Below are 23,242 nucleotides of genomic sequence, written 5' to 3'. Positions count from 1 at the left end.
CGCCTGACGGGGGCCTCCGAGGTCGGTCCCTTGACCGCTCCACACGCCTGCTACACAGTCATAGCCGGGTGTGGCGCAAGACAAGGGTTTTCGGCATTCCGATCAAACCGAGTAGTACATCTCGTACTCGATCGGGTGGACGGCGTGTTCGAAGTTGTAGACCTCGTCCCACTTCAGGTCCATGTAGGCGTCGATGGCGTCGTCGGTGAAGACGTCGCCCTTCTTCAGGAACTCGCGGTCGGCGTCCAGGGCTTCCAGGGCCTCGCGCAGGCTGCCGCAGACGGTCGGCACGTCGGCCAGCTCTTCCGGCGGCAGGTCGTAGAGGTTCTTGTCCATCGGGTCGCCCGGATGGATCTTGTTCTGGATGCCGTCGAGGCCCGCCATCATCATGGCGCTGAAGGCCAAGTAGGGGTTGGCGGTGGGGTCGGGGAAGCGCACCTCGACCCGCTTGGCCTTGGGGCTGGAGCCGTAGGGGATACGGCACGAGGCGGAGCGGTTGCGCGCCGAGTAGGCCAGCAGCACCGGCGCCTCGAAGCCCGGGATCAGGCGCTTGTAGGAGTTGGTCGAGGGGTTGGTGAAGGCGTTCAGGGCCTTGGCGTGCTTGATGATGCCGCCAATGTAGTAGAGCGCCGTCTCCGACAGGTCGGCATAGCCCGAGCCGGCGAACAGCGGCTGGCCGTCCTTCCAGATCGACTGGTGGGTGTGCATGCCCGACCCGTTGTCGCCGGCCACCGGCTTGGGCATGAAGGTGGCGGTCTTGCCGTAGGCGTGGGCCACCATGTGCGTGCAGTACTTGTAGATCTGCATGGCGTCGGCGGCTTCGATCAGGGTCAGGAACTTGAAGCCCAGCTCATGCTGCGAGGGCGCCACCTCGTGGTGGTGCTTCTCCATGGGCAGGCCCATTTCCTTCATGGTGCTGACCATCTCGGCGCGCATGTCCATGCCGGCGTCGACCGGGGGCACCGGGAAGTAGCCACCCTTGGGACGCGGACGGTGACCCATGTTGCCTTCCTGGAAGGCCTTGCCGGTGACGTAGGGGCCTTCCTCGCTGTCGATCTCGTAGCCGACCTTGTTCATCGAGATGTTCCAGCGCACATCGTCGAAGACGAAGAACTCGGCTTCCGGACCGAAGTAGGCGGTGTCGCCGATGCCGGCCGAGGCCATGTAGGTCAGCGCCTTCTTGGCGATCGAGCGGGGGTCGCGCTCGTAGGGCTGGCCGGTGGCCGGCTCCACGATGTCGCAGAACAGGATCAGCTGCGGCTGGGCGGCGAACGGGTCCATCACGGCGGTCGACAGGTCCGGCATGAGGATCATGTCGGACTCGTTGATGTCCTTCCAGCCGGCGATCGAGCTGCCGTCGAACATGATGCCGTCGGTCAGCATGTCCTCGTCAACGCTGTCCACGTGCTGGGCGGTGTGCTGCCACTTGCCCTTCGGATCGGTAAAACGGAAATCGACGTACTGGACGTCGTTTTCCTTGATCATTTCCATGACTTTGCTGGCATCGGACATGGTCTTTAAATCCCCGTCACTGGTTGGTCGGTGGGTGTTTCGCGCGGAAGGTGGTCTTGGCGGAGGGGCCCCTGGTCAGGGCCTTGGCTGGGGCCGTGGTCAGGGGGGCGCCTCGTCAAGAACCGGCGGCGGCGCGCTTCTCGCCGGCCGGTCTGTCGGGTGGGTGGAGGCGGCTCAGATGGCTTCCTTGCCGCGCTCGCCGGTGCGGATGCGGATGGCTTCCTCGACGGTGGAGACGAAAATCTTGCCGTCGCCGATGCGCCCGGTGTGGGCCGCCTGCTGGATGGCCTCGACGGCGCGTTCCATCAGGTCGTCCTCGATGACCAGTTCGATCTTCACCTTGGGCAGGAAGTCGACCACATATTCGGCCCCGCGGTACAACTCGGTATGGCCTTTCTGGCGTCCGAAGCCCTTGGCCTCGGTCACCGTGATGCCTTGCAGGCCGATTTCGTGCAGGGCTTCCTTCACCTCGTCGAGCTTGAAGGGCTTGATGATGGCCTCGATCTTTTTCATGGACCTCAATCGCTTTCGAGTTCCAGGGACGTGCCCCACCCGGCGATCAGCCGGGAGCGGCCCGCCGGGCGGACATGTCGGCTCTCTTACAGGAACCGTGCCAGGGGCGGTTTTCCGCCGTTCCGGGATGGCGGGGCGGGTCCGGGCGGCGGCCCGCCTGACCAAGAGTCCGGCAAATGCCGGAAAAATGGGCAGCGGCAACGCCCGTCTGTCGGGCAATCTGGCGGGCAATCGGGGGCGTCGACTTTGCTTGAACCGGCCGCCGGGGCGGTCGATCATGGCGCGGTGCACATAACGATCATTCGAAGGGCTGCGATGAAACCGGGCAACGGCGTTCTTTCCGAATACGGCACCACCATCTTCAGCATCATGAGCCGCCTCGCCGTCGAGCATGGGGCGATCAACCTGGGCCAGGGCTTTCCCGAAGGCCTGGAGCCCCCCGATGTCATCGCCGCCGCCGCCCGGGCGGTGGAGGCGGGGCCGCACCAGTACCCGCCGAGCCTGGGCATTCCCGCCCTGCGTCAGGCGGTGGCGGCGCACGAGAAGCGCTTCTACGGCCTGGAGGTCGACCCGGAGGGCGAGGTGATGGTCACCTCGGGCGCCACCGAGGCGCTGGCCGCCTGCCTGCTCGGCCTGATCGAGCCGGGCGACGAGGTGGTGCTGATCGAGCCCCTGTACGACAGCTACCTGCCCATGGTCCGCCGGGCCGGCGGCATCCCCCGGCTGGTCCGCCTGGAGGCGCCGGATTGGGCCCTGCCGCGCCAAGCCCTGGCCGAGGCCTTCTCCGACAAGACCAAGCTGTTGCTGCTCAACAACCCGACCAACCCCTGCGCCAAGGTCTACAGCGCCGAGGAGTTGGACTTCATCGCCGCCCTGCTGGAGGCCCACGATGCCTATGCGGTGTGCGACGAGGTCTACGAGCATCTGGTCTTCGATGGCCTGCCCCACATCCCGCTGATTACCCGGCCGGGGATGCGCCGGCGCTGCCTGAAGATCGGCTCGGCCGGCAAGATCTTTTCCATCACCAACTGGAAGGTGGGCTTCATCACCGCCGCCCCCCTGCTGCTCGGCGCGGTGGCCCGGGCCCACCAGTTCCTGACCTTCACCACGCCCATCGGGTTGCAGGCCGGGGTGGCCTATGGCCTGGGCAAGGAGGATGGCTACTACCAGGGGCTGGTCGCCGACATGCAGGCCCGCCGCGACCGTCTGGCCGGCGGCCTCGACCAGTTGGGGCTCACGCCGCTGGTCTGCCCCGGCACCTATTTCCTGACCGCCGACATCTCGGCCCGGGCCAATGGCATGGAGGACGACGACTTCTGCCGCCATCTGACCACCCAGGCCGGGGTGGCGGCGGTGCCGGTGTCGCCCTTCTATGCCGCCCGGCCGCCGCGCCATCTGGCCCGCTTCTGTTTCGCCAAGACCGACGCCGCGCTGGACGGCGCCCTGAACCGGCTGGCCGACCATTTCGGCGGCTGAAGCGACTCGGCGCGGCCTTCCTGCCCGGCGGCGCCGCGCCGGGTGGATGACTCACCCCCGTCGTCCAGGGATGGCGACAAGTCGCTTAAACGAAAGATAAAATTCTATTTTATAGGTTCCAGGGCAGGGCGGGGAATTCCCGCAAAAGAGGATTTTCCTGTTGGTTTCTGCACCTTAAGGTATTTCATCGAGTGTCATATTTCGTGCCCGACATTACATTCTGTTGTATATTTGAGACAGGATCGAGGCGCCGCCACGGCGGCCGGTTGAAAAGACCAGAACCAATGTCGGGACCGTCCACACCGCCGCCCCCGGGCGCGCCGGAACCGTCCGACGCGTGCCGGGATTCCGGGACTTCCCCCCCGCCCATGGCCGAGGAAGAGCGCCTGCGACTGGTCCTGGAGGCGACCACCGACGGCATCTGGGACTGGGACCTGACCACCGACAAGGTCATCTGGAACGACGCCTGGTTCGCCGCCCTGGGCCATCCGCCCGGCGCCTTTGCGGTGACCCGCGAGGTCTGGGCCGACCTGATGCATCCCGACGATCGCCCGGCGGTGCTGGCCGAGGTCGCCGCCCGGTTGGCCGACGGGGCCCCGCTGTCGGTCGAGTTCCGTCTGCGGCGGGCCGGTGGCGGCTGGCTGTGGACCCTGGGGCGCGGCCGCGTGGTGGCCCGCGACGCGGCGGGCGCCCCGACCCGCATGGTCGGCACCCACACCGACATCAGCGCCTGCAAGCGGGCCGAGGCGACGGCGGCGGCCAGCGAGCGCGAGAAGCGCCTGATCCTGGGCGCCATCTCCGACATGGTGACGTTCTACGACAGCCCCGACCTGGTCGTGCGCTGGGCCAACCAGGCCGCCGCCGAGAGCGTCGGCCGCCGGCCCGAGGAGGTGATCGGCCGGACCTGCCACGCCGTGTGGGCCGACTCCGCCGAGCCGTGCGCCCATTGCCCGGTGGTCACCTGCTTTGACACCGGTCGCCCGGCCGAGACCACCCGCGCCACGCCGGACGGCCGGGTGTGGCAGATCCGCGCCTTCCCGGTGCACGACGCCGCCGAGGCGCTGACCGGGGTGGTCGAGCTGGGCCGCGACATCACCCAGACGCACTGGCTGGATCGGGCCCTGAAAAGCGGCCACGGCAACCTGCGGGCCTTTTTCAACCTGTCGCGCGACTTCCTGATGGTGCTCGACGACAGCGCCCGCATCATCGAGGTCAACACCGCCACCGTGGACGGCCTGGGCTATCCGCGCGGCGCGTTGATCGACCGCTCGGCCTTCTCGCTGATCCCCGAGGCACGGCGCGCCGAGGCGGCGCACACCCTGGAGGCCATCATGGCCGGCACCTGCCAGGAGTGCGCCTTCCCCCTGATCGCCGCCGATGGCCGCGTCATCCCCTGCGAGACCCGCGTCACCCGGGGCACCTGGAACGGCCGGCCGGCCCTGTTCACCACCACCCGCGATCTCTCCGAGCTGACTTTCCAGCGCGAGGTGTTCGAAAAGACCTTCCGCTACAACAACACCTTGATGATCCTCTCCGAGCCCGAGACGGGCCGCTTCGTGGACGTCAACCAGGCCCTGCTCGACACCTTCGGGCTGAGCTATCAGGCGGCGATCGGCCACACCGCCGTCGAGTTGGGCCTGCTGCCCGACGTCGAGCGCCGCCAGACGGTGATTCAAGAGGCCCTGGCCCGCCATGCCGAGGCGCCGCCGCTGGAAGTGCGCCACGTCGATCGCCATGGCGCGCCGTTCATCGGCGAGCTGAGGATCGTGCCCATCAAGGGCGGCGACCGCGACTACCTGCTGTGCATGATCAACGATGTCACCGAGCAGCGCCGGCTGATGCGCCGCCTGGAGCATCAGGCGACCCACGATCCGCTGACCGGCCTGTTCAACCGCCAACACGCGCAGCGGGTGATCGACGGCGAGATCCGCCGGGCCCAGCGGCTGGTCCACCCGGCCAGCCTGGTCATGATCGACGTGGACCACTTCAAGAGGGTCAACGACCGCTTCGGCCACCCGGCCGGCGATCAGGTGTTGCAGGAGGTCGCGGCCCGCCTTGCCGAGCGCCTGCGCGAGACCGACATGCTGGCCCGCTGGGGCGGCGAGGAATTCCTCATCCTGTTGCCCGGCACCGACCGCGACGGGGCCCGCCGGCTGGCCGAGACCCTGCGCCAGGCGGTGGGCGGGGCACCTTTCGGCGAGGTCGGTCGGGTCACCCTGTCGCTGGGGGTGAGCGCCTTGCGGCCGGGGGAAAGCGTCTCGGCCTGGCTGTCGCGGGTCGACGTGGCGCTCTACGAGGCCAAGCACGCCGGGCGTGATCGCACCGTGGCGGTATAAGCCGCTTCCGCCGGCGCCCTACTTGGACAGGCGCAGGTTGGACAGCTCGTTGGCGATCTTCTCGAACACCGCGTTCAGTTCGGATTCGGTCGGCGAGTTGTAGTACTTGCCGCTGTCGGTGGCGCAGTTTTCCATCAGCGTGCGGGTCGAGCTGCTGGAGACCTGGAAGGTGATGGTATAGACGATGATGCCCAGGTTCTTCATGCCGGTGCAGACCTCGCTCAGGCGGTCATCCAACTCGCCCTCGGTCTGCCAGCCCGAGGTGTAGCCGGCAAGCTTGCCTTCCCAGCGGTAGCCGTAGGCGGTGTCCACCTGATCGTGGGTGGTGTTGTCGCCATCGGTCAGGATGATCACCGCCTTGTTCCAGTCCTCCTCGCCATAGGCCTTGGAGCCGGTGAACGGCTCGCCCGGCGAGATCACCCGCCAGCCCCAGACGGCGCCGATGTTGATGTGGGTGTAGCCGTCGGCCCACATCGCGTCGATCTCGTCGATCAGGGTCTGCTTGGTGTTGGTCAGCGGGGTCAGCTCGCGCGGGCAGCCCTTGTTGGGGCCCAGGGTGCTGGGGCCGGTGTTGTCGATGTCGTAGGTCGAGCCGTTGCTCCAGCGCCAGTTGTTGGCGTTGCCGGCGTCCCAGTCGGGGTTGGAGGAGTTGTAGGGGGTGTCGGCCCAGTAGTAGGGCCGCCAGAAGCCGCCGCTGGTGGTGTCGGTGTCCTCGACGTCGTTGGGGTAGGGGCGCGCGTCGACGCAGCCCCACCAATTGTAGGTGGTGTCGCCGGTCCACCAGTGGGTGCTGGTCGGTCCCCAGCCCGAGATCGGGCCCCAGCCGTCGTAGGTGAAGCGGTCGTCGTTGGGGCCCATGTAGGTGGTGCCGTCGTTCAGGCCGGCGTCCTTCAGGCTTTGCTCGATGTAGGGCGGGCCGCTGGTCAGGGCGGTGTTGTCGGAGCCGATGTTCACCGTGCCGGCGAACGGCACCAGACCGATGTAGAGGTTGTCCGAGGTTTCGTCGCTGCCGAACAGGATGTTGACCAGATTGGTCGCCGCGGTCTTCATCGAGGAGAGCTTGGTGCCGGCCATCGAGCCGGTGTTGTCGAGCACCATGACCAGTTCCAGGCCCTTGGTCTCGCGCGTCACCTCGCTGAACCCGGCGACCTCGATGGTGTCGATGCCGGCCAGGGTCATGAAGCTGGTTTTCATCTCCACGGTGGCGGTCAGGGTGATGACGTTGTCCACCTCGCTCATGTTCAGCTCGGTCACCGTGCCGACCACGTCGCTCGGGTAGTTGGCGTAGAAGAAGCGGTCGAGCATGGCCTTGTTGGCCGTTTCGTCGGTGCGGTCGGCCATCGAGCCGACGGCCAGCCCGGCGGCGTCCAGGGCGTGGCCCAGGCGCGCCTTGACCATGTAGGCCCGGCTGATGTCCACCGCCACGCCGACCGCCAGCACCAGGGGAATCAGGGCCACGGCGAAGAGCACCGCGGTGACCCCCCGCCGGTCGCCCGGCAGTTGACCAAGGCGCCGGGCAAGGCGCGGGACACCAGGTCGCCGGGCAAGGGCGCGGGCAAATGGGCTGGAGGGGGTCCACATGGCTTGGGAACTCCTCAGTTCAACTCGATGAAGGCCGCCGTGCGGGGCCGGGTGTAGGAGAACTCCTCAAGCTGCGTCGGCGACATGATGAGTTGCCCGAAGATCGGGGTGTAGGCGTAGGTCATGCGGGCGATGATGACGCTTTCATTGGCCGCCCCCATGCCGGCGGCCAGACTGGCCGAGGCCGGCACGTCGCCGCCGTTGATGCCGTCGCTCCAGTCCTCGTAGGCGTCGCCGTCGTCGTCGAAGCGCACCGAGGCCACGCCCAGCGCCACGTTGTCGCCCGGGAAGGGGGCCATCACCAACCGGGCGGCGGTCAGGATGTCGCTCAACTCGGCGCTGGTCAGCTCGTCGGCCTGGGCCACCAGATCGGCCGCCGATTGGGTGGCGGCGATCATCTTCTTGTCGAGCATCACGAAATTGGTGATTTCCACCACCCCGGCGAACAGCACCACCATGATCGGCACGATCATGGCGAACTCGACCGCCGCCATGCCGCGCCGATCGGCGGGCAGACCGGCCAGACGGGCCAGAAGGCGAGGGGAGTGGGGGTGCCGCATGGTGTCGCCGTTGTCCCGGGGTCGGTCAGGAGGTTTCGTAGGGTTCGTTGCGGAACACGGCGGTGGCCTGCATCAGGTAGTAGCTGTCGCCGTTGGGGCTGATCAGGTTGCCGATGAAGGGAACCAGGAAGTTCCACTTGTAGACCGAGCGGATGACCACGATTTCCTCGGCCCCGCCGGGCTGGAAGACCGGCGATTCGAGCTCGCCGTCCTCGTCCAGGTCGGGGGTCAGGGTGATCACCCCGAAGCTGGAGAAGGTGCGCACGTCGTACTGGATGTCGTCACAGTTGATGATCCCGGCCAACTGCTCGCAAAGCTGGGCGTTGAAGGTGGCCAGGGGGCTGGTTTCCCGTTGCGCCTGACCGGTGCGGATCAGCCGCCCGGCCTCGCTGACCGCGCCTTCCATGACGGTGGCGGTGAAGAACAGCAGGCCCACCTCGAGGGTGCCGAACATCAGGGTGACGAAGATCGGCAGGATCAGCGCCACCTCGATGGCGGTGGCGCCCCGGCGGTCGCCGAGCAGCCCGAACAGACGCCGCCGGCCGGCGGGCGAGGGGCGGGCCGATCTGGTGACGCCCGAGTTCATGGCCTTCCAGGGTTTCATGGCCTTCACCAAAAGGGGCTCCCGGGCGGCTTGCATCCGGTCGGCCGGGCGGCGCGTCGGCCAGGCCGGGCAAGGCGGAGCGACTGTCGAAGAAACGCCGCATAAGTTTACCATGTGGGCGGACTGGCTGGGAAACGGTCAATTGTTCAGGCTACTGTAGCGCCACCTATGCCATCGCGCAGTAGCCGGCATCACGCTTTGGGGGGCGTTGCACAGCCACTTGCCGCTGCCCTCGGCTTGGCGTATCACCCCGGGACCATGACTGATCCCAGCACCCCCAACGCCGCCGCGCCCACCCCCTGGCTGGCCGTGGTCGGCATCGGCGAGGACGGCCTGCCCGGTCTGTCCGACGCCGCCCGTGCCGCCGTCACCGGGGCCCACGTGGTCATCGGCGGGCGCCGCCACCTGGACCTGTTGCCGGCCGACGCCGCCCAGCGCCGCCTGAGCTGGCCCAGCCCCTTCCACAAGGCGCGCGAGATGATCCTCGCCGAGCGCCCGGCCGAGCCGCCGGCCGCCGGCGCCCCGGCCCCAGTCTGCGTGCTGGCCAGTGGCGACCCCATGCACTACGGCATCGGCGCCACCCTGACCCGCTGGCTGCCGCTGGCCGAGATGCGCGTCTTCAGCGCCCCCTCGTCGTTCTCGCTGGCCGCGGCGCGGCTGGGCTGGGCGTTGCAGGACGTGGTCTGCTTCAGCGTCCATGGCCGGGCGGTGGAAGGGCTGGCCGTGCACCTGCACCCCGGGGCCCGGCTGCTGGTTTTGTCGGACAGTGCCGAGACGCCGCCCCGGCTGGCCGCCCATCTCGCCGCCCAGGGTCTGGGGGCCAGTCGGATGACCGTGCTCGAGCACTTGGGCGGGGCCGAGGAGCGCCTGCTCGCCGGCCGCGCCGAAAGCTGGGACCAGCCGCGCGGCGCCGACCTCAACGTGTTGGCCATCGAGGTGGCGGCGGCCGGTGCAGTGCCGCCCGGCTCGTGTCTGGCCGGCCTGCCCGACGACGCCTTCCGCCACGACGGCCAGTTGACCAAGCGCGACATGCGGGCCATGACCCTGGGCCGCCTCGCCCCCCGGCCGGGCGAGCTGCTGTGGGACGTCGGCGCCGGCGCCGGCTCGATCGCCATCGAATGGATGCGGGCCGACCCGCGCTGCCGGGCCATCGCCATCGAGGCGGCGCCCGAGCGCGCCACCACCATCAACCACAACAAGGCCGCCCTCGGCGTGCCCGGCCTCAAGGTGGTCGGCGGGCGGGCCCCGGCGGCGCTGAACGGCCTGGAGCCGCCGGATGCCGTGTTCATCGGCGGCGGGCTGACCACCGAAGGCGTCTTCGAGGCCTGCTGGCAGGCCCTGAAACCCGGCGGCCGGCTGGTCGCCAACGCCGTGACCCTGGAAAGCGAGGCCGCCGTGGCCGCCCTCAACAGCCGCTTCGGGCGCCACCTGAAGGCCGATCTGGTCCGCCTGTCGGTGGCCCACGGCGGGCCGCTCGGGGGCTTCACGGCGTGGCGCCCGGCCATGCCGGTGACCCTGTTCGTGCTCACCAAGCCGCGGGACGGCGGCCCGGGCGGTCATCAGGACGCCTTGCCATGAAGACCGTCCATCTGATCGGCCTCGGCCCCGGCGACCCGGATGACCTGACCGGGCGGGCCATCGCCGCGATCAATCAGGTCGACGTCTTCTTCCTGCTCGACAAGGCCGGCCCCGGCAAGGACGAGCTGATCCAGGTGCGCGAAACCATCCTGCGCCGCTTCGCCACCGACAAGCCCTACCGGCTGGTCCACGCCCCCAGCCCCGAACGCGACCGCGCCGCCGCCGACTACCTGGGCGCGGTGGAGGACTGGCGGCAGAAGAAGATCGACCTGATCGGCCGCCTGATCGCCGAGGAACTGGAGGACGGCCAGACCGGCGGCATGCTGTTGTGGGGCGATCCGGCGCTTTATGACGGCACCATCCAGATCCTGCACGACCTGAAGGCGGCCGGGCGCGACGACTTCCAGTTCACCGTCATCCCCGGCATCACCAGCCTGCAAGCCCTGACCGCCCGCCACCGGGTGGCCATGAACCGGGTCGGCGGGCGGATCACCGTCACCCCCGGCCGGGCGCTGGAGAAGATGGCCCCGGAGGCGGTCGACAACGTCTTCGTCATGCTCGACACCCGGCACGCCTACAAGCACTTCATCGGCCACGACCTGATGATCTACTGGGGCGCCTACCTGGGCCTGCCCGACGAGACCCTGATCGCCGGGCCGCTGGATCAGGTCGCCGGGCAGGTGGAGGCCGAGTTCCAGCGCCTGCGCGCCGCCAAGGGCTGGATCATGGATTGCTACCTGCTGCGCCGCCGCGACGGTTGAGCACCCTTCCCCTTGCCGGGGTTCGCCGGGCGGCTTACAACCCGGCCATGACAACCTCCATCGCCGCCACCGCCCCCGCCGCCCAGCCGCTGCCGATGTCCGCCCGCCTCGCCTACGAGCTGGCGGTGGGGCTGTCGGTGGTTGCCTTTGTCAGTCTGCTCGGCCCCTGGTGGCAGCCCTACGAGCTGGACCTGGACGAGGGCGTGAACCTGATGAAGGCCGCCCTGGTGGCCGGCGGCTACGACCTCTACGGCGAGATCTGGAGCGACCAGCCGCCGGTGCTGACCTGGCTGCTGGCCCCGCTGTTCCATCTGGTCGAGGCGCCGGTGGCCGAGGCCCGGGCCCTGATCGCCGGCTTTGCCGGGCTGCTCGCCGTCTGCCTGTTCCGCATCCTGGGCCGCACCGAGGGCGCGGTGGCCGGGCTGGCCGCCGTTGCCCTGTTGCTGTCGGGTTGGCTGTTCCAGCGTCTGGCCGTCTCCGTGCTGGTCGGCCTGCCGGCCCTGGCCCTGGGCATGCTGGCGCTGGATCTGGCCCTGGGGCCCGATCCCCGGGGGCGCCGCGTTCCTTCGCCGGGGCGACTGGCCGCCAGTGCCGGGGTGGCCGCCCTGGCCTTGGGCACCAAGCTGTTCGTCGGGGTTCTGCTGCCGTCGCTGCTGCTTGCCGTGCTGCTGGTCCACCGGCCGCTCGGCTGGCGGCTGGCGGTGGCCCGCTGCGGTGGCTGGCTGGCCGGCCTGATCGCCGCCCTGGCCGTCCTGTGGCTGCTTTCCGGGGCGCCCCTGTCGCAGATCGTCAGCCCCCACCTCGCGGCCAGCAGCGGTGGCCTGTTCGGGGTCGGCGGCGGGGTCGATGCCCTGTGGTTCAAGCTGGGCAAGGAGCCCCAGTACCTGTGGCTGGGTGGGGTGGGGCTGGTCGCCAGCCTGATCGGCTGGCGCTGGAGTCGCCTGTTGCCCGTGCTCTGGCTGGCCGTCGCCGGGCTGGCCCTGATGGACCATCAGCCGCTGTGGTATCATCACCTGTTGCTGCTGGTGGTGCCGCTGGCCTGGCTGGGCGGCCTTGCCGTGGCGCCGCTGGCCGCCGCCATGGCATCGACCACGCCGCGCTGGCGGCGTCTGGCCGGGTTGGCTGCCGGGCTGGCGGTGGTCTACGCCCTCAGCCAGGTGGCCGGCCCGATCGCCAGCCAGATCGCCCGCACCGAGCGGGATCTGGTTCGCCCGGCGGGCCGCGCCGACGGCAAGGCCGTCGCCCTGCTCAGGACGCACAGCGCGCCGGGGCAACTGGTGGTCACCGACCGCCCCATGGACGCCATCCGGGCCGGCCGGCTGGTGCCGCCGGCATTGGCCGTCTGGACCGACAAGCGCCGCAAGACCGGCCAACTGTCGGAGGCGGACATCCAGCGCATCATCGAGCAGACCCAGCCGCCGGTGATCAGCCTGCGACGCTTCAATACCTCGAAGGACCTGCGCGACTGGCTGGAAAACACCCACCAGACCGAGTACCGCCAGGGCAACCACCTGGTCTTCACCCGCTGAGTCGCAAAGGGGCGCTGCCCCTTTGAACCCCGCTGGGGAGGCCGGGAGGCCTCCCCAGACCCCACCCTGAATCAAAACCCCACAGAGGGGGCTTGCCCCCCTCTGTGGGGTTTTGAGTCACGGCGGGGGTCAAGGGGGCGGCGCCCCCTTGGCGACGGCGCCGGCGAGGTCGGCGATCAGGTCGTCGGGGGTTTCCAGGCCGACCGACAGGCGGATCAGCCCCGGGGTGATGCCCAGGCGTTGTTGTTCCGCCGGCTCCAGGCGTTGGTGGGTGGTGGTCGCCGGGTGGCAGGCGAGGCTTTTGGCGTCGCCGAGGTTGTTGGAGATGGCGATCAGCCGCAGCCGGTTCAGGGTGTTGAAGGCACCCTGCTTGCCGCCCGCCACCTCGAAGGCCAGCATCGGGCCGCCGGCGGTCATCTGGCGTTTGGCGATGGCATGCCCGGGATGGCTTTCCAGGCCCGGGTGACTCACTTTCAGCACCCCGGGCAGCGCCTCCAGCGCCCGCGCCACCTTGAGTGCGCTGGCGGCCTGACGCTCGACGCGCAGGGGCAGGGTTTCCAGGCCCTTCAGCATGACCCAGGCGTTGAACGGGCTCATCGCCGGGCCGCTGTGCCGCAGGAAGGGGTCGAGAACCTCGACCAGCAGATCGGGGGCGCCCAGGATGGCGCCGCCCAGACAGCGCCCCTGGCCGTCGATGTGCTTGGTGGTCGAGTAGACCACCATGTCGGCGCCCAGGGCCAACGGCCCTTGCAGGCACGGGGTGGCGAACACGTTGTCGACGATCAGCCGCGCCCCGGCGCCATGGGCCAGCTTGGCGATGGCGGCGATGTCGAGCACCTCGAGGGTCGGATTGGTCGGCGTCTCGATCAGCACCAGCCGGGCCGGGGTGGCCAGCGCCGCTTCCCAGGCCGCAAGTTCCGAGGCCGCAAGTTCCGAGGCCGCAAGTTCCGAGGTTGCAAGTTCCGAGACTGCAGGGTCGGGGCCGTCGACCAGATCGCAGATCACCCCGAAGCGGGGCAGCACCTCGGCCAGCAGGACGCGGGTCGAGGCGAACAGGGCGCGCCCCGCCACCACCCGGTCGCCGGCCTGAAGCTGGCTCAACAGGGCGGCGAACAGGGCCGCCATGCCGCTGCCGGTGGCCCGGGCGGCGACCGTGCCGCCGGGCGCGGGTGCTTCCAGGGCGCTCAGTCGGGTCTCGAACTGGCCGATGGTGGGGTTGCGGAAGCGCGAGTAGACGAAGCGCTCCAACTCGCCGTTGAAGGCGGCCTCGGCCTCCTCGGCGCTGTCGTAGACGAAGCCCGAGGTGAGGAACAGGGCCTCCGACGTTTCCTGGTGCGGCGAGCGGGCCACGCCGGCATGCACGGCCCGGGTCTCGGTGCCCCAGCCGGAATTGTCTCGGTCGGTGCTCACGGCGTCACTCGTAGGTGCGGACGTCGTCGATCACCTTGCCGTCGTTGGGCAGGCTGCCGGGCGCGACGATCTCCACCTGGCCTTTCAGCTTGATCACCGCCTGCACCGACTGGGCCACCGCGTCGGCCAGCACCTGGCCGACCCCCTCGGCTTCCACCTTCAGGGTCATGCGGTCGTGGTTGTCGTCGCTGTCGACCACCAGCCGGGCCTTGGCGATCTCGGTGTGGCGGCGCACCACCTCGGCCACCTGCTCGGGGTGGACGAACATGCCCTTGACCTTGGTCGTCTGGTCGGCCCGGCCCATCCAGCCCTTGATGCGCGTGTTGGTGCGCCCGCACGGCGAGGTGCCGGGCAGCACCGCCGACAGGTCGCCGGTGGCGAAGCGGATCAGCGGGTATTCCGGGGTGAAGGTGGTGACCACCACCTCGCCCACCTCGCCCTCGGCGACCGGCTCGCCGGTGCCCGGGCGGACGATCTCGACGATCACCCCTTCGTCGACGATCATCCCTTCCAGGGCTTCCGATTCGTAGGCGATCAGCCCCAGGTCGGCGGTGGCGTAGCACTGGTGGACGGTGACCCCCAGCTCGGCGATGCGCTGGCGCAGCGACGGCGGCAGGGCCTCGCCGGAGACCATCGCCTTTTTCAGCGAGGCGAGGTCGAGCTTCATCTCCCGCGCCTTCTCCAGCAGGACGCGCAGGAAGCTGGGCGTGCCGGCATAGGCATTGGCGCCATAGCCGGCGATGGCCTGGACCTGGGCCTCGGTGTTGCCGACGCCGCCCGGGAACACCGTGCAGCCCAGGGCCCGGCAGCCGTCATCGAGGATCCAGGCGCCCGGCGTCATGTGATAGGCGAAGCTGTTGTGGACCAGATCGCCGGGGCGGAAGCCGGCGGCATAGAGGGCGCGGGCGGCGCGCCAGAAGTTGGGGTTCTGCCCCTGCGGCTCGAAGATCGGGCCGGGCGACTGGAAGATGCGCTCGATTCGCCGGTCGCGGGCGACCAGACCGCCGAACGGCGGGTTGGCCTTCTGCAACTCGATCAGCTGGCTCTTGCGGGTCACCGGCAGGCCGGCCAGGGCCTGGGGGCTGGTGATGCTGTCCGGGTCGATGCCGGCCAGAGCCTTGGCATAGTGGTCGGTCTGGCTTTGGGCGTGGGCGATCAGGCCGGGCAGCGCGGCGTAAAGCTCTTCCTGTCGCTGCGCCGGGTCGCGGGTTTCCAGGTCGTCGAAATGGGCCATGGGGGTCGCCTCTCGCTGCCGTTCGGGGGTGGGGCGGTGGGGTGGCCCGCAGTCTACAGCCAGCGTTTGCGGCGTCGATAGTGTTTGACCTCGCGGAAGCTTTTGCGGTCGCCGCCGGCGATGCCCAGGTAGAATTCCTTGACGTCCTCGTTCTCGCGCAGCTCGGCGGCGTCGCCTTCCATGACCACCCGGCCGTTTTCCAGGATGTAGCCGAACTTGGCGTACTTCAGGGCGATGTTGGTGTTCTGCTCGGCGAGCAGGAAGGAGACGTTCTGCTCGGCGTTGAGCTGGCGCACGATCTCGAAGATTTCCTCGACCAACTGCGGGGCCAGCCCCATCGACGGCTCATCGAGCAGGATCACCCTGGGATTGGCCATCAGGGCGCGGCCGACGGCGCACATCTGCTGCTCGCCGCCCGAGGTGTAGCCGGCCTGGCTGCCCCGGCGTTCGCGCAGCCGCGGGAAGTAGTGGTAGACCATCTCCAGGCTTTCCTTGACGGCGCTCCAGCCGTCCTTGCGGGTGTAGGCCCCGGTCAGCAGGTTTTCCTCGATGGTCAGATGCTCGAAGCAGTGGCGGCCCTCCATCACCTGGATGACGCCACGGCGCACCAGCTCGCTCGGGGTCATGCTGTCGACCTGCTCGCCGCGATAGGTGATCGAGCCCTTGGTGACCTCGCCGCGCTCGGCCCGAAGCAGGTTCGAGATGGCCTTGAGGGTGGTCGTCTTGCCCGCCCCGTTGGCCCCCAGCAAGGCCGTGATGCCGCCTTCGGGCACCTCCAGCGAGACCCCTTTGAGGACCAGGATCACGTGGTCGTAGATGACCTCGATGTTGTTCACCGAGAGGATCGGCGCGGTGGCCCCGGGGGCCTCCCCGGCGCTGCTCTGGACAGGGGCGGTGCTCACGACGGTGGTCCTTCTCGCTTATCGGTCGGCGCCGGGATGGGGCCCCGGAGCGCGCGCCGGGCGTGCTCCGGGGTGTTGGTGGAGGGGGTGGGGCGAGGCGGTATGCGGTCGCCCCGCCGCCATCAATTGCAGTCGCGCGGGGTGAGGCCCTTTTCGTTGGCGTACTGCATGGCCGAGGCCTCGTAGGCTTCACTCAGGAAGCCGGCGCGGTTGGGCACGATCCAGTCGCTGGCCGGGCGCCAGTCCTCGCCGTCCCACTGCACGATGCGGGCCTGACCGCCGCCCTCGTGGTCGGCGCAGGAGAGCGAAAGCGGGCTCATCAGGCCGGTCAGGCCCAGCGCTTCCAGACGCTCGGCGGTGAGGTTCAGGTTCTCGAAGCCCCACTGCACCTGCTCGCCGGTCATCGGCTTGTTGCCGAAGTGGTCCATGGCGGTGCGCACGGCCTCGGTGCTGATCACGGCGTTGACGATGCCGCGGTTGTAGAGCACCTCGCCGACCTGGCTCTCGTCATCGGCCAGCCCCTTGCCGTTGGCATAGAGGTGGGTCTTCATGTCCTGGTGGACCTTCAGGTCGTGGGCCACGCCGTGGAACTGCAGGGCCTTGTAGCCGATCGCCGACTCGCCGGCCGGGCGGACGTCGGGCTCGGCCCCGGCCCACCAGTTGCCGATGAAGCGCTCCATGGGGAAGCCGACGGCGGCCGCTTCCTTGATGGCGGTCTGGTTCATCACGCCCCAGCCCCACATGATCACCCAGTCCGGGCGCACCTGACGGCCGATCTTCAGCCAGGTGGACTTCTGCTCGAGGCCCGGATGGGGCACCGGGAACAGCGACAGGTTATAGCCTTCCTGCCCGGCCAGATGCTCCAGGGTGGCGATCGGCTCCTTGCCGTAGGCGCTGTCGTGGTAGACCAGGGCGATCTTCTTGCCCGACAGGTCGCCGCCTTCCTCGGCCTTGATGTACTGGATGGCCGCGTCGGCGCCGGCCCAGTAGGTGGCCGGGGCGGTGAAGACGTACTCGAAGACCTTGCCGTAGCTGGCGTCGGCGCGGCCGTAGCCCATCGAGAAGATGGGAATCTGATCGGCCGTGGCGCGCTCGATCAGGGCGTAGGTGATGCCGGTCGAGTAGGGGCTGAACTGGGCGGCGCCGGTGGGGCCGCCGTTCTTCATCTTCTCGTAGCATTCCACGCCACGGTCGGTGTTGTAGGCGGTCTCGCACTCCTCGATCAGGATCGGCACGCCGTTGATGCCGCCGTCACGCTCGTTCAACAGGCGCAGGTAGTCGCCCTCGCCGTTGGCCAGCGGGATGCCGTTGGGGGCATAGGGGCCGGTGCGATACACCATCTGCGGCATGTACTGCCCGTTTTCCTGGGCCTGGGCCGGGGCGGGCGCCAGGGCGCCGGCACCGACCACGCCGGCCAGGGCGGCCATGGTCAGGGTCTTGCGGAAGCTCATGGGGGTCTCTCCTCCCTTAGTTGGGTCCGGGATCGTTTAAGGGGTCCGCTCTCTCTGGTTTCGGTCACGCGGGCCGGCTTGGTCGCCGGCCTCGTTGTTGGTCGCCAGTTGTGTTGGTTGTCAGTAGGGGAAGGGCCACAGGCGCAGCTTCTCCTTGCCGATCTGCCACAGACGGGCCAGCCCGTGCGGCTCGACGATCAGGAAGAAGATGATCAGGGCGCCGAAGATCATGAACTCGATGTGGGCGATGACGTCGACCGGGATCGACAGACCGACCATCTCCGGCGCGTTCTTCAAGAGGATCGGCAAAAGCACGATGAAGGCGGCCCCCAGGAACGAGCCGAGGATCGAGCCCAGGCCGCCGATGATGACCATGAACAACACCTGGAAGCTGCGGCTGATCTCGAAGGCGTTGGCCTCCACCGAGCTGGTGTAGATGAAGGCCCACATGGCCCCGGCGATGCCGCAGTAGAACGAGCTGATGGCGAACGCCCCCAGCTTGGTGGCCATCGGCTTGATGCCGATGATCTCGGCCGCGATGTCCATGTCGCGGATGGCCATCCACGAGCGCCCGATGGCGCAGCGGGTCAGGTTCTTGGCGGCCAGCGCCAGCAGCGCGGCGACGGCCAGGGCGAACAGGTACTTGGCTTCCGGGGTGGCGGTGGCGCCGGTCACGTAGATGTCGCCGAAAATGGCCCGCGGCGGCGCCGAGATGACGCCCGAGGGGCTGTAGTTGACGAACCACGGCACCTTGTTGAGCAGCCACAGGATGAAGAACTGCGCCGCCAGGGTGGCCACCGCCAGATAGAAGCCCTTGATCCTGAGCGAGGGAATGCCGAACAGGATGCCGACCAGGGCGCTGACCAGCCCCGCCCCGAGAAACACCAGCACGATGTTGAGGTCGGGAAAGGCGGTGGCCAGCTTGTAGGCGGCATAGGCCCCGCAGGCCATGAAGCCGCCGGTGCCCAGGCTGAGCTGCCCGGCGTAGCCGGTCAGGATGTTCAGCCCCAGGGCCGCCACCGCCATGACCAGGAAGGGCAGGAAGATGGTGACCAGCCAGTACTCGCTCATCATCGGCACGGCGAAGACGGCGACCAGCAACAGGACGATCAGCCCATAGCGGTCCTGGCGGATGGGATAGAGACCGCCGTCGCGGGCGTAGGAGGTTTTGAACTGTCCGGCTTCGCGGTAGATCATGGTCGGATGTGCCTTTGAAAGCCTTGCCCTGAGGGATCTTGGGGCGGGATCTTGGGGCGGGGGTCGATAGGCGCCGGTCAGACGCGCTCGATGATCTTCTCGCCGAACAGCCCTTGCGGCCGGAACAGCAGGAAGACCATGGCCAGCATGTAGGCGAACCAGTCCTCGATGCCGCCGCCGATGTAGCCGCCGAAAAAGATCTCGGCGATCTTCTCGCCGGCGCCGATGATCAGGCCGCCGACGATGGCCCCCGGCACCGAGGTGAAGCCGCCCAGGATGAGCACCGGCAGCGCCTTGAGCGCCACCAGGGCGAGCGAGAACTGCACCCCGAGCTTCGAGCCCCACATCACCCCGGCGACCAGGCCGACGATGCCGGCCACCGACCACACGATGGCCCAGATGGTCTTCAGGGGAATGCCCACCGACAGCGCCGCCTGGTGGTCGTCGGCCACCGCGCGCAGGGCGCGGCCGATGCGGGTGTACTGGAACAGGAAGGCCAGCACGATCACCATCGCCCCGGCGGCGACGGCGGCCACGATGTCGAACTGGTTGACCATCACCCCGCCCTCGAAGGTGCCTTCCATCAGGAACATGGGGTCCTTGGGCAGGCCGATATCGAGCGTGAAGACGTCCGAGCCCCAGATGGTTTGGCCCAGGCCGTCCAGGAAGTAGGTGATGCCGATGGTCGCCATGAACAGGATGATGGCCGGCTGGTTGACCAGCGGCCTCAAGACCACCCGCTCGATCAGCATGGCCAGCAGGATCATCACCCCGGCGGTGAGCAGGAAGGCGAGCGCCGGGTGCAGGCCCCACTTGTCCATGAAGCCGACGAAGAACAGGGCGGCGAACAGCACCATCGCCCCCTGGGAGAAGTTGAACACCCCGGAGGCCTTGAAGATCAGCACGAAGCCGAGTGCCACCAGCGAATACAGCACGCCGGTCAGAAGGCCGGTGGTGACCACCTCCAGGTAGTAGCCCCAGGTGAAGAAGAAGTTGGAATCGATCAGCGGCATGGCCGAGATCAGAAGACCGATCAGGCCGACCGAAACCGGCGCGCCGAGGGCCCACAGGGCGATGCGGAGTTGATTGCTCATGGGGGCTTAACTCTTGGCGGTGGCGGGGCGAGCGGCGGAGACGGGGGGGCTAGGGGACCTAGTCATGGGCCACCCCCAGGTAGGCGTCGATCACGTCGGGGTCGTTGCGCACCTGATCGGGCGGGCCATCGGCCAGCTTGCGGCCGTAGTCCAGCACCACGACGCGGTCGGAGATGTCCATCACCACGCCCATGTCGTGCTCGATGAGGACCATGGTGGTGCCGAACTCCTCGTTGACGTCGAGGATGAAGCGGCACATGTCCTCCTTCTCTTCCAGGTTCATGCCGGCCATCGGCTCGTCCAGCAGCAGCATCTCGGGCTCGGCGGCCAGGGCGCGGCCCAGCTCGACCCGCTTCTGCAGGCCGTAGGGCAGGCGGCCGACCGGGGTCTTGCGGATGGCCTCGATCTCCAGGAAGTCGATGATGCGCTCGCACACCTCCCGGTGGTGGATTTCGCTGCGCTTGGCCGGGCCCAGGTAGACGGCGGCGGTGAACGGGTTGTGGGCCATCACCGTGTTGCGCCCGGTCATGATGTTCTCGAGCGCGCTCATCCCCTTGAACAGGGCGATGTTCTGGAAGGTGCGGGCGATGCCGGTGCGGGCCGCCTGATGCGGCTTCATCTTGCGCCGGGTTTCGCCCTTGTAGGTGATGGTGCCTTCCTGCGGGTGGTAGAACCCGTTGATGACGTTGAGCATGGAGCTCTTGCCGGCCCCGTTGGGGCCGATGATGGCGCGGATCTCGCCCTTCATCACGTCGAAGCTGATGTTGGTCAGGGCCCGCACGCCGCCGAACGACAAGCTGATGTTGTCGACCTTGAGCAGCACCTCGCCCGGGGCCGGACCGGCCGGGGACGCCTCGGCTTGGGACATCGGTATCTCTCTCCTCGCAGGGGTGTCGGGCCTGGGGTGGGGGCGGAGGCCGGCCGGCCGGCGGGCGGGGTGGCCGCGCGCCGACAGGTCGCCCTAGCCGGCCTTCCTGACCGGGTCGAAGGTTTTCGCCGGGCTGATCCGAAGGTCGGCCTTGATCATGTACTTGCGGCCGTCTTCCTGGGTCACCTCGGTCTCGCAGTAGACCTCGCTCACCTGCTCGTCATAGAGGGCGGCGATCTGCGGGGCGTACTTCTCGGCGACGAACTTGCGGCGCACCTTGCGGGTTCGGGTCAACTCGCCGTCGTCGGCGTCCAGTTCCTTGTGCAGGATCAGGAAACGGCGGATCTGGCCGCCGGCCAGCAGGTCGTCCTGGGCCAGATCGGCGTTGACCTTTTCCACGCAGTCCTTGATCTGGGCGTAGACTTCCGGCCGGCTGGCCAGATCGGCATAGCCGGCGTAGGCCAGATTGATGCGCTCGGCCCAGTTGCCGACCGCCTCCAGGTCGATGTTGATGAAGGCGGCGGCGTAATCGCGCTCGTGCCCGAAGGCCACCGCCTCCTTGATGAAGGGGAAGAACTTCAGTTTGTTCTCGATGTACTTGGGGGCGAACATGGTGCCGTTGTTCAGATGGCCCACGTCCTTGGCCCGGTCGATGATCTTCAGGTGGCCGTCGCCATCCAGCAGCCCGGCGTCGCCGGTGTGTACCCAGCCGTCGTCGGTCTTGGTCTCGCGGGTCGCCTCGTCGTTCTTGTAGTAGGCGGCGAACACCCCGGCGCTCTTGAACATCACCTCGCCGTTCTCGGCGATCCTGATCTCCACCCCGGGGTAGGGCCGGCCCACGGTGTCGGGCTTGACCTCGCCGTTGGGCTGCACGGTGATGAACACGCTGGCCTCGGTGGAGCCGTAGATCTGTTTGAGATTGATCCCGATCGAACGGTAGAAGTCGAAAATCTCGGGCCCGATCGCCTCGCCGGCGGTGTAGGCCAGCCGGATGCGCGAAAAGCCCAGCACGTTCTTCAGGGGGCCGTAGACCAGAAGCTCGCCCAGCCAGTACTTCAGGCGGTCCACCAGCGAGACCGGGCGGCCGTCCATCAGGGCCACCCCGACGGTGCGGGCGTGATCCATGAAATAGTGGAACAGGCGCCGCTTGAAGGACCCGGCGTCCTCCATGCGGATCATCACCGTGGTCAGCAGGTTCTCGAAGATGCGCGGCGGCGAGAACAGATAGGTCGGGCCGATCTCGCGCAGGTCGATGAGCAGGGTCTCGCCGCTTTCCGGGCAGTTGACCGTGAAGCCGCACAGATAGGCCTGGGCGACCGAGAAGGCGAAGTCGCCGACCCAGGCCATGGGCAGATAGGCCAGGATCTCGTCGCGCTCGCTCAAGCCCTCCATCTCGGCCGCCGCGCGGGCCACCGTCAAAAGGTTGTCGAAGGTCAGCATGACCCCCTTGGGCTTGCCGGTGGTGCCCGAGGTGTAGGCCATCAGGGCCAGATCGGCGCCGCTGCCCTGTTTTGCCTCGGTGGCGGCGAAGTCGGGTTCGCGCCCGAGCCGCCGGGCCCCCGAGTCGAGCACCGCCGACAGGGCGTGCACGCCCTCCTCGCGGTAGTTGCGCAGGCCGCGCGGGTCCTCGTAGATGATGTGGTCGACCCGGGCCCCCTTGGTCCGGCACTCCAGCAGCTTGTCCACCTGCTCCTGGTCCTCGACCATGGCGAAGGTGACCTCGGCGTGCTCGAGCACGAAGACCATCTCGTCGGCCACCGAATCCTGGTAGACCGGGACCGGCACCCCGCCCAGCACCTGGGCGGCGACCATCGACCAGTAAAGCTGCGGCCGGTTGTCGCCGACGATGGCCATGCGGTCGCCGCGCTTGAAACCAAGCTCGGCCAGGCCGGCGGCCATGCGGAAGATTTCCGCCTCCACCTCGCGCCACGACCAGGTCTGCCAGATGCCGTAGTCCTTCTCCCGGTAGGCGGGCAGGGTCGGACGGATCCGGGCGTTGTGCATGAGAAGCTTGGGCAGGGTATCCCGCTCGGGGCCCGCACTGGCGACAGTGGCGTCAACCAAGGCGCATGGTCTCCATCCGGCACCCAGGACACACCAACCCCCGCCCCGTGCCGTCGACGACGGACAGGACGCCGGTTTTCGCGCCCCGGCGCATGTCTTCCAAACGATGGCTGACCCCTGGCTTCGACTTGCCTGCCCCAGGTGCGGACTGTTGTCCCGGGGGGCCGCAAGGGCAGCCGCCGGCGATCCGCCATCAACGTAAAACAACCTCTGTTTCGCCGGTCGGCGCTGACCCCTGGGGGGCTCTTTTTGTATACAAGCCGACCGTGGCTATCACCTAAACCGAATTCTTCCCTAGGGTCAAGCGGCTCCGGCGGCGGTTTTTCGCGACCCCCGTCCGCCCTGGGTTTTCGCCCTCCATCCGCCGGCCTTCCCGCCTGGGTTATGGACAGCGCGGGCAAAGTGTGGTCTATCCCGGCGACAAGGTGTCCGACCGGCTCTGGTTGGTTGGGCGCCCGGTGGCGGCGACGCCGCCGCGCTCCGGATCGCATCCGGGGGCGGTGGCCGGGGCCGCCCCACCCCGGGGAGAGCGGGCGCACCCGCCGGTCCGGGGCGCCGCCGTCCGGCCTCAG

General features: G+C 68.5%; 18 protein-coding genes. 5 read left to right on the top strand and 13 right to left on the bottom strand.

Annotation, left to right across the window (positions count from 1 at the left end; all coding sequences use genetic code 11):
- Positions 1–102: 102 nt before the first annotated feature.
- Positions 103–1,512, bottom strand: coding sequence for a type I glutamate--ammonia ligase (glnA, locus tag BLR95_RS13105; protein ID WP_092621001.1), 1,410 nt, complete (start codon positions 1,510–1,512; stop codon positions 103–105).
- 174 nt (positions 1,513–1,686) lie between these two features.
- On the bottom strand, positions 1,687–2,025 hold the full coding sequence (locus BLR95_RS13100; protein WP_092620998.1) for a P-II family nitrogen regulator: 339 nt from the start codon (positions 2,023–2,025) through the stop codon (positions 1,687–1,689).
- A 315-nt stretch (positions 2,026–2,340) separates the two neighbouring features.
- Here BLR95_RS13100 and BLR95_RS13095 point away from each other — a divergent pair, with 315 nt between their 5' ends.
- Complete coding sequence (locus BLR95_RS13095; RefSeq protein WP_092620995.1) at positions 2,341–3,501, top strand: aminotransferase; 1,161 nt, start codon at positions 2,341–2,343, stop codon at positions 3,499–3,501.
- Between the two features lie 368 nt (positions 3,502–3,869).
- Entirely contained in the window at positions 3,870–5,837 is a 1,968-nt protein-coding gene (locus BLR95_RS13090; protein WP_176787858.1) for a sensor domain-containing diguanylate cyclase, read from the top strand.
- Positions 5,838–5,855: 18 nt separating this feature from the next.
- Here BLR95_RS13090 and BLR95_RS13085 read toward each other — a convergent pair whose 3' ends face one another.
- The 3 genes from BLR95_RS13085 to BLR95_RS13075 are packed head-to-tail and all read right to left on the bottom strand — an operon-like array spanning position 5,856 to position 8,582.
- Entirely contained in the window at positions 5,856–7,418 is a 1,563-nt protein-coding gene (locus BLR95_RS13085) for a TadE/TadG family type IV pilus assembly protein (RefSeq protein WP_092620989.1), read from the bottom strand.
- A 14-nt stretch (positions 7,419–7,432) separates the two neighbouring features.
- Positions 7,433–7,978, bottom strand: coding sequence for a TadE/TadG family type IV pilus assembly protein (locus BLR95_RS13080; protein WP_092620986.1), 546 nt, complete (start codon positions 7,976–7,978; stop codon positions 7,433–7,435).
- Positions 7,979–8,003: 25 nt separating this feature from the next.
- Positions 8,004–8,582, bottom strand: a complete 579-nt coding sequence (locus tag BLR95_RS13075; RefSeq protein WP_245689529.1) for a TadE/TadG family type IV pilus assembly protein — start codon at positions 8,580–8,582, stop codon at positions 8,004–8,006.
- A 258-nt stretch (positions 8,583–8,840) separates the two neighbouring features.
- Here BLR95_RS13075 and cbiE point away from each other — a divergent pair, with 258 nt between their 5' ends.
- Genes cbiE through BLR95_RS13060 form a run of 3 tightly spaced genes read left to right on the top strand, consistent with a single transcriptional unit; the run spans position 8,841 to position 12,450 of the window.
- Complete coding sequence (cbiE, locus tag BLR95_RS13070) at positions 8,841–10,160, top strand: precorrin-6y C5,15-methyltransferase (decarboxylating) subunit CbiE (protein ID WP_092620980.1); 1,320 nt, start codon at positions 8,841–8,843, stop codon at positions 10,158–10,160.
- Positions 10,157–10,921: a precorrin-6A synthase (deacetylating) gene (gene cobF / locus BLR95_RS13065; RefSeq protein ID WP_092620977.1), complete on the top strand. Its 765-nt coding sequence runs from the start codon at positions 10,157–10,159 to the stop codon at positions 10,919–10,921. Before cbiE ends, cobF begins: the two co-directional genes overlap by 4 nt.
- Before the next feature lie 47 nt (positions 10,922–10,968).
- Positions 10,969–12,450: a hypothetical protein gene (locus tag BLR95_RS13060; protein ID WP_143131006.1), complete on the top strand. Its 1,482-nt coding sequence runs from the start codon at positions 10,969–10,971 to the stop codon at positions 12,448–12,450.
- Between the two features lie 129 nt (positions 12,451–12,579).
- On the opposite strand, the gene BLR95_RS13055 is transcribed toward BLR95_RS13060, so the two are convergent.
- From BLR95_RS13055 to BLR95_RS13020, 8 genes are all read right to left on the bottom strand, one after another.
- Complete coding sequence (locus tag BLR95_RS13055; RefSeq protein ID WP_092620971.1) at positions 12,580–13,860, bottom strand: trans-sulfuration enzyme family protein; 1,281 nt, start codon at positions 13,858–13,860, stop codon at positions 12,580–12,582.
- 4 nt (positions 13,861–13,864) lie between these two features.
- The gene (locus BLR95_RS13050; RefSeq protein WP_092620968.1) at positions 13,865–15,094 is read right to left on the bottom strand and encodes a phenylacetate--CoA ligase family protein; all 1,230 of its coding nucleotides are present in this window, start codon (positions 15,092–15,094) and stop codon (positions 13,865–13,867) included.
- 53 nt (positions 15,095–15,147) lie between these two features.
- Complete coding sequence (locus BLR95_RS13045; protein WP_092620965.1) at positions 15,148–15,996, bottom strand: ABC transporter ATP-binding protein; 849 nt, start codon at positions 15,994–15,996, stop codon at positions 15,148–15,150.
- Positions 15,997–16,118: 122 nt separating this feature from the next.
- Positions 16,119–17,447, bottom strand: a complete 1,329-nt coding sequence (locus tag BLR95_RS13040; protein ID WP_092620962.1) for an ABC transporter substrate-binding protein — start codon at positions 17,445–17,447, stop codon at positions 16,119–16,121.
- Positions 17,448–17,567: 120 nt separating this feature from the next.
- Complete coding sequence (locus BLR95_RS13035; protein ID WP_092620959.1) at positions 17,568–18,644, bottom strand: branched-chain amino acid ABC transporter permease; 1,077 nt, start codon at positions 18,642–18,644, stop codon at positions 17,568–17,570.
- A gap of 77 nt (positions 18,645–18,721) precedes the next feature.
- Positions 18,722–19,738 (bottom strand): branched-chain amino acid ABC transporter permease, encoded by a 1,017-nt coding sequence (locus BLR95_RS13030; protein WP_342720041.1) that lies wholly within the window; start codon positions 19,736–19,738, stop codon positions 18,722–18,724.
- 58 nt (positions 19,739–19,796) lie between these two features.
- Complete coding sequence (locus tag BLR95_RS13025; protein ID WP_092620956.1) at positions 19,797–20,606, bottom strand: ABC transporter ATP-binding protein; 810 nt, start codon at positions 20,604–20,606, stop codon at positions 19,797–19,799.
- A gap of 93 nt (positions 20,607–20,699) precedes the next feature.
- Positions 20,700–22,670, bottom strand: a complete 1,971-nt coding sequence (locus BLR95_RS13020; RefSeq protein WP_245689523.1) for an AMP-binding protein — start codon at positions 22,668–22,670, stop codon at positions 20,700–20,702.
- Positions 22,671–23,242 lie beyond the last annotated feature (572 nt).

Source organism: Roseospirillum parvum (assembly GCF_900100455.1).
GTDB lineage: Bacteria > Pseudomonadota > Alphaproteobacteria > Rhodospirillales > Rhodospirillaceae > Roseospirillum > Roseospirillum parvum.
The sequence above is the reverse complement of the archived record's forward strand: the minus strand, read 5'-3'. Positions and strand labels throughout refer to the sequence as shown.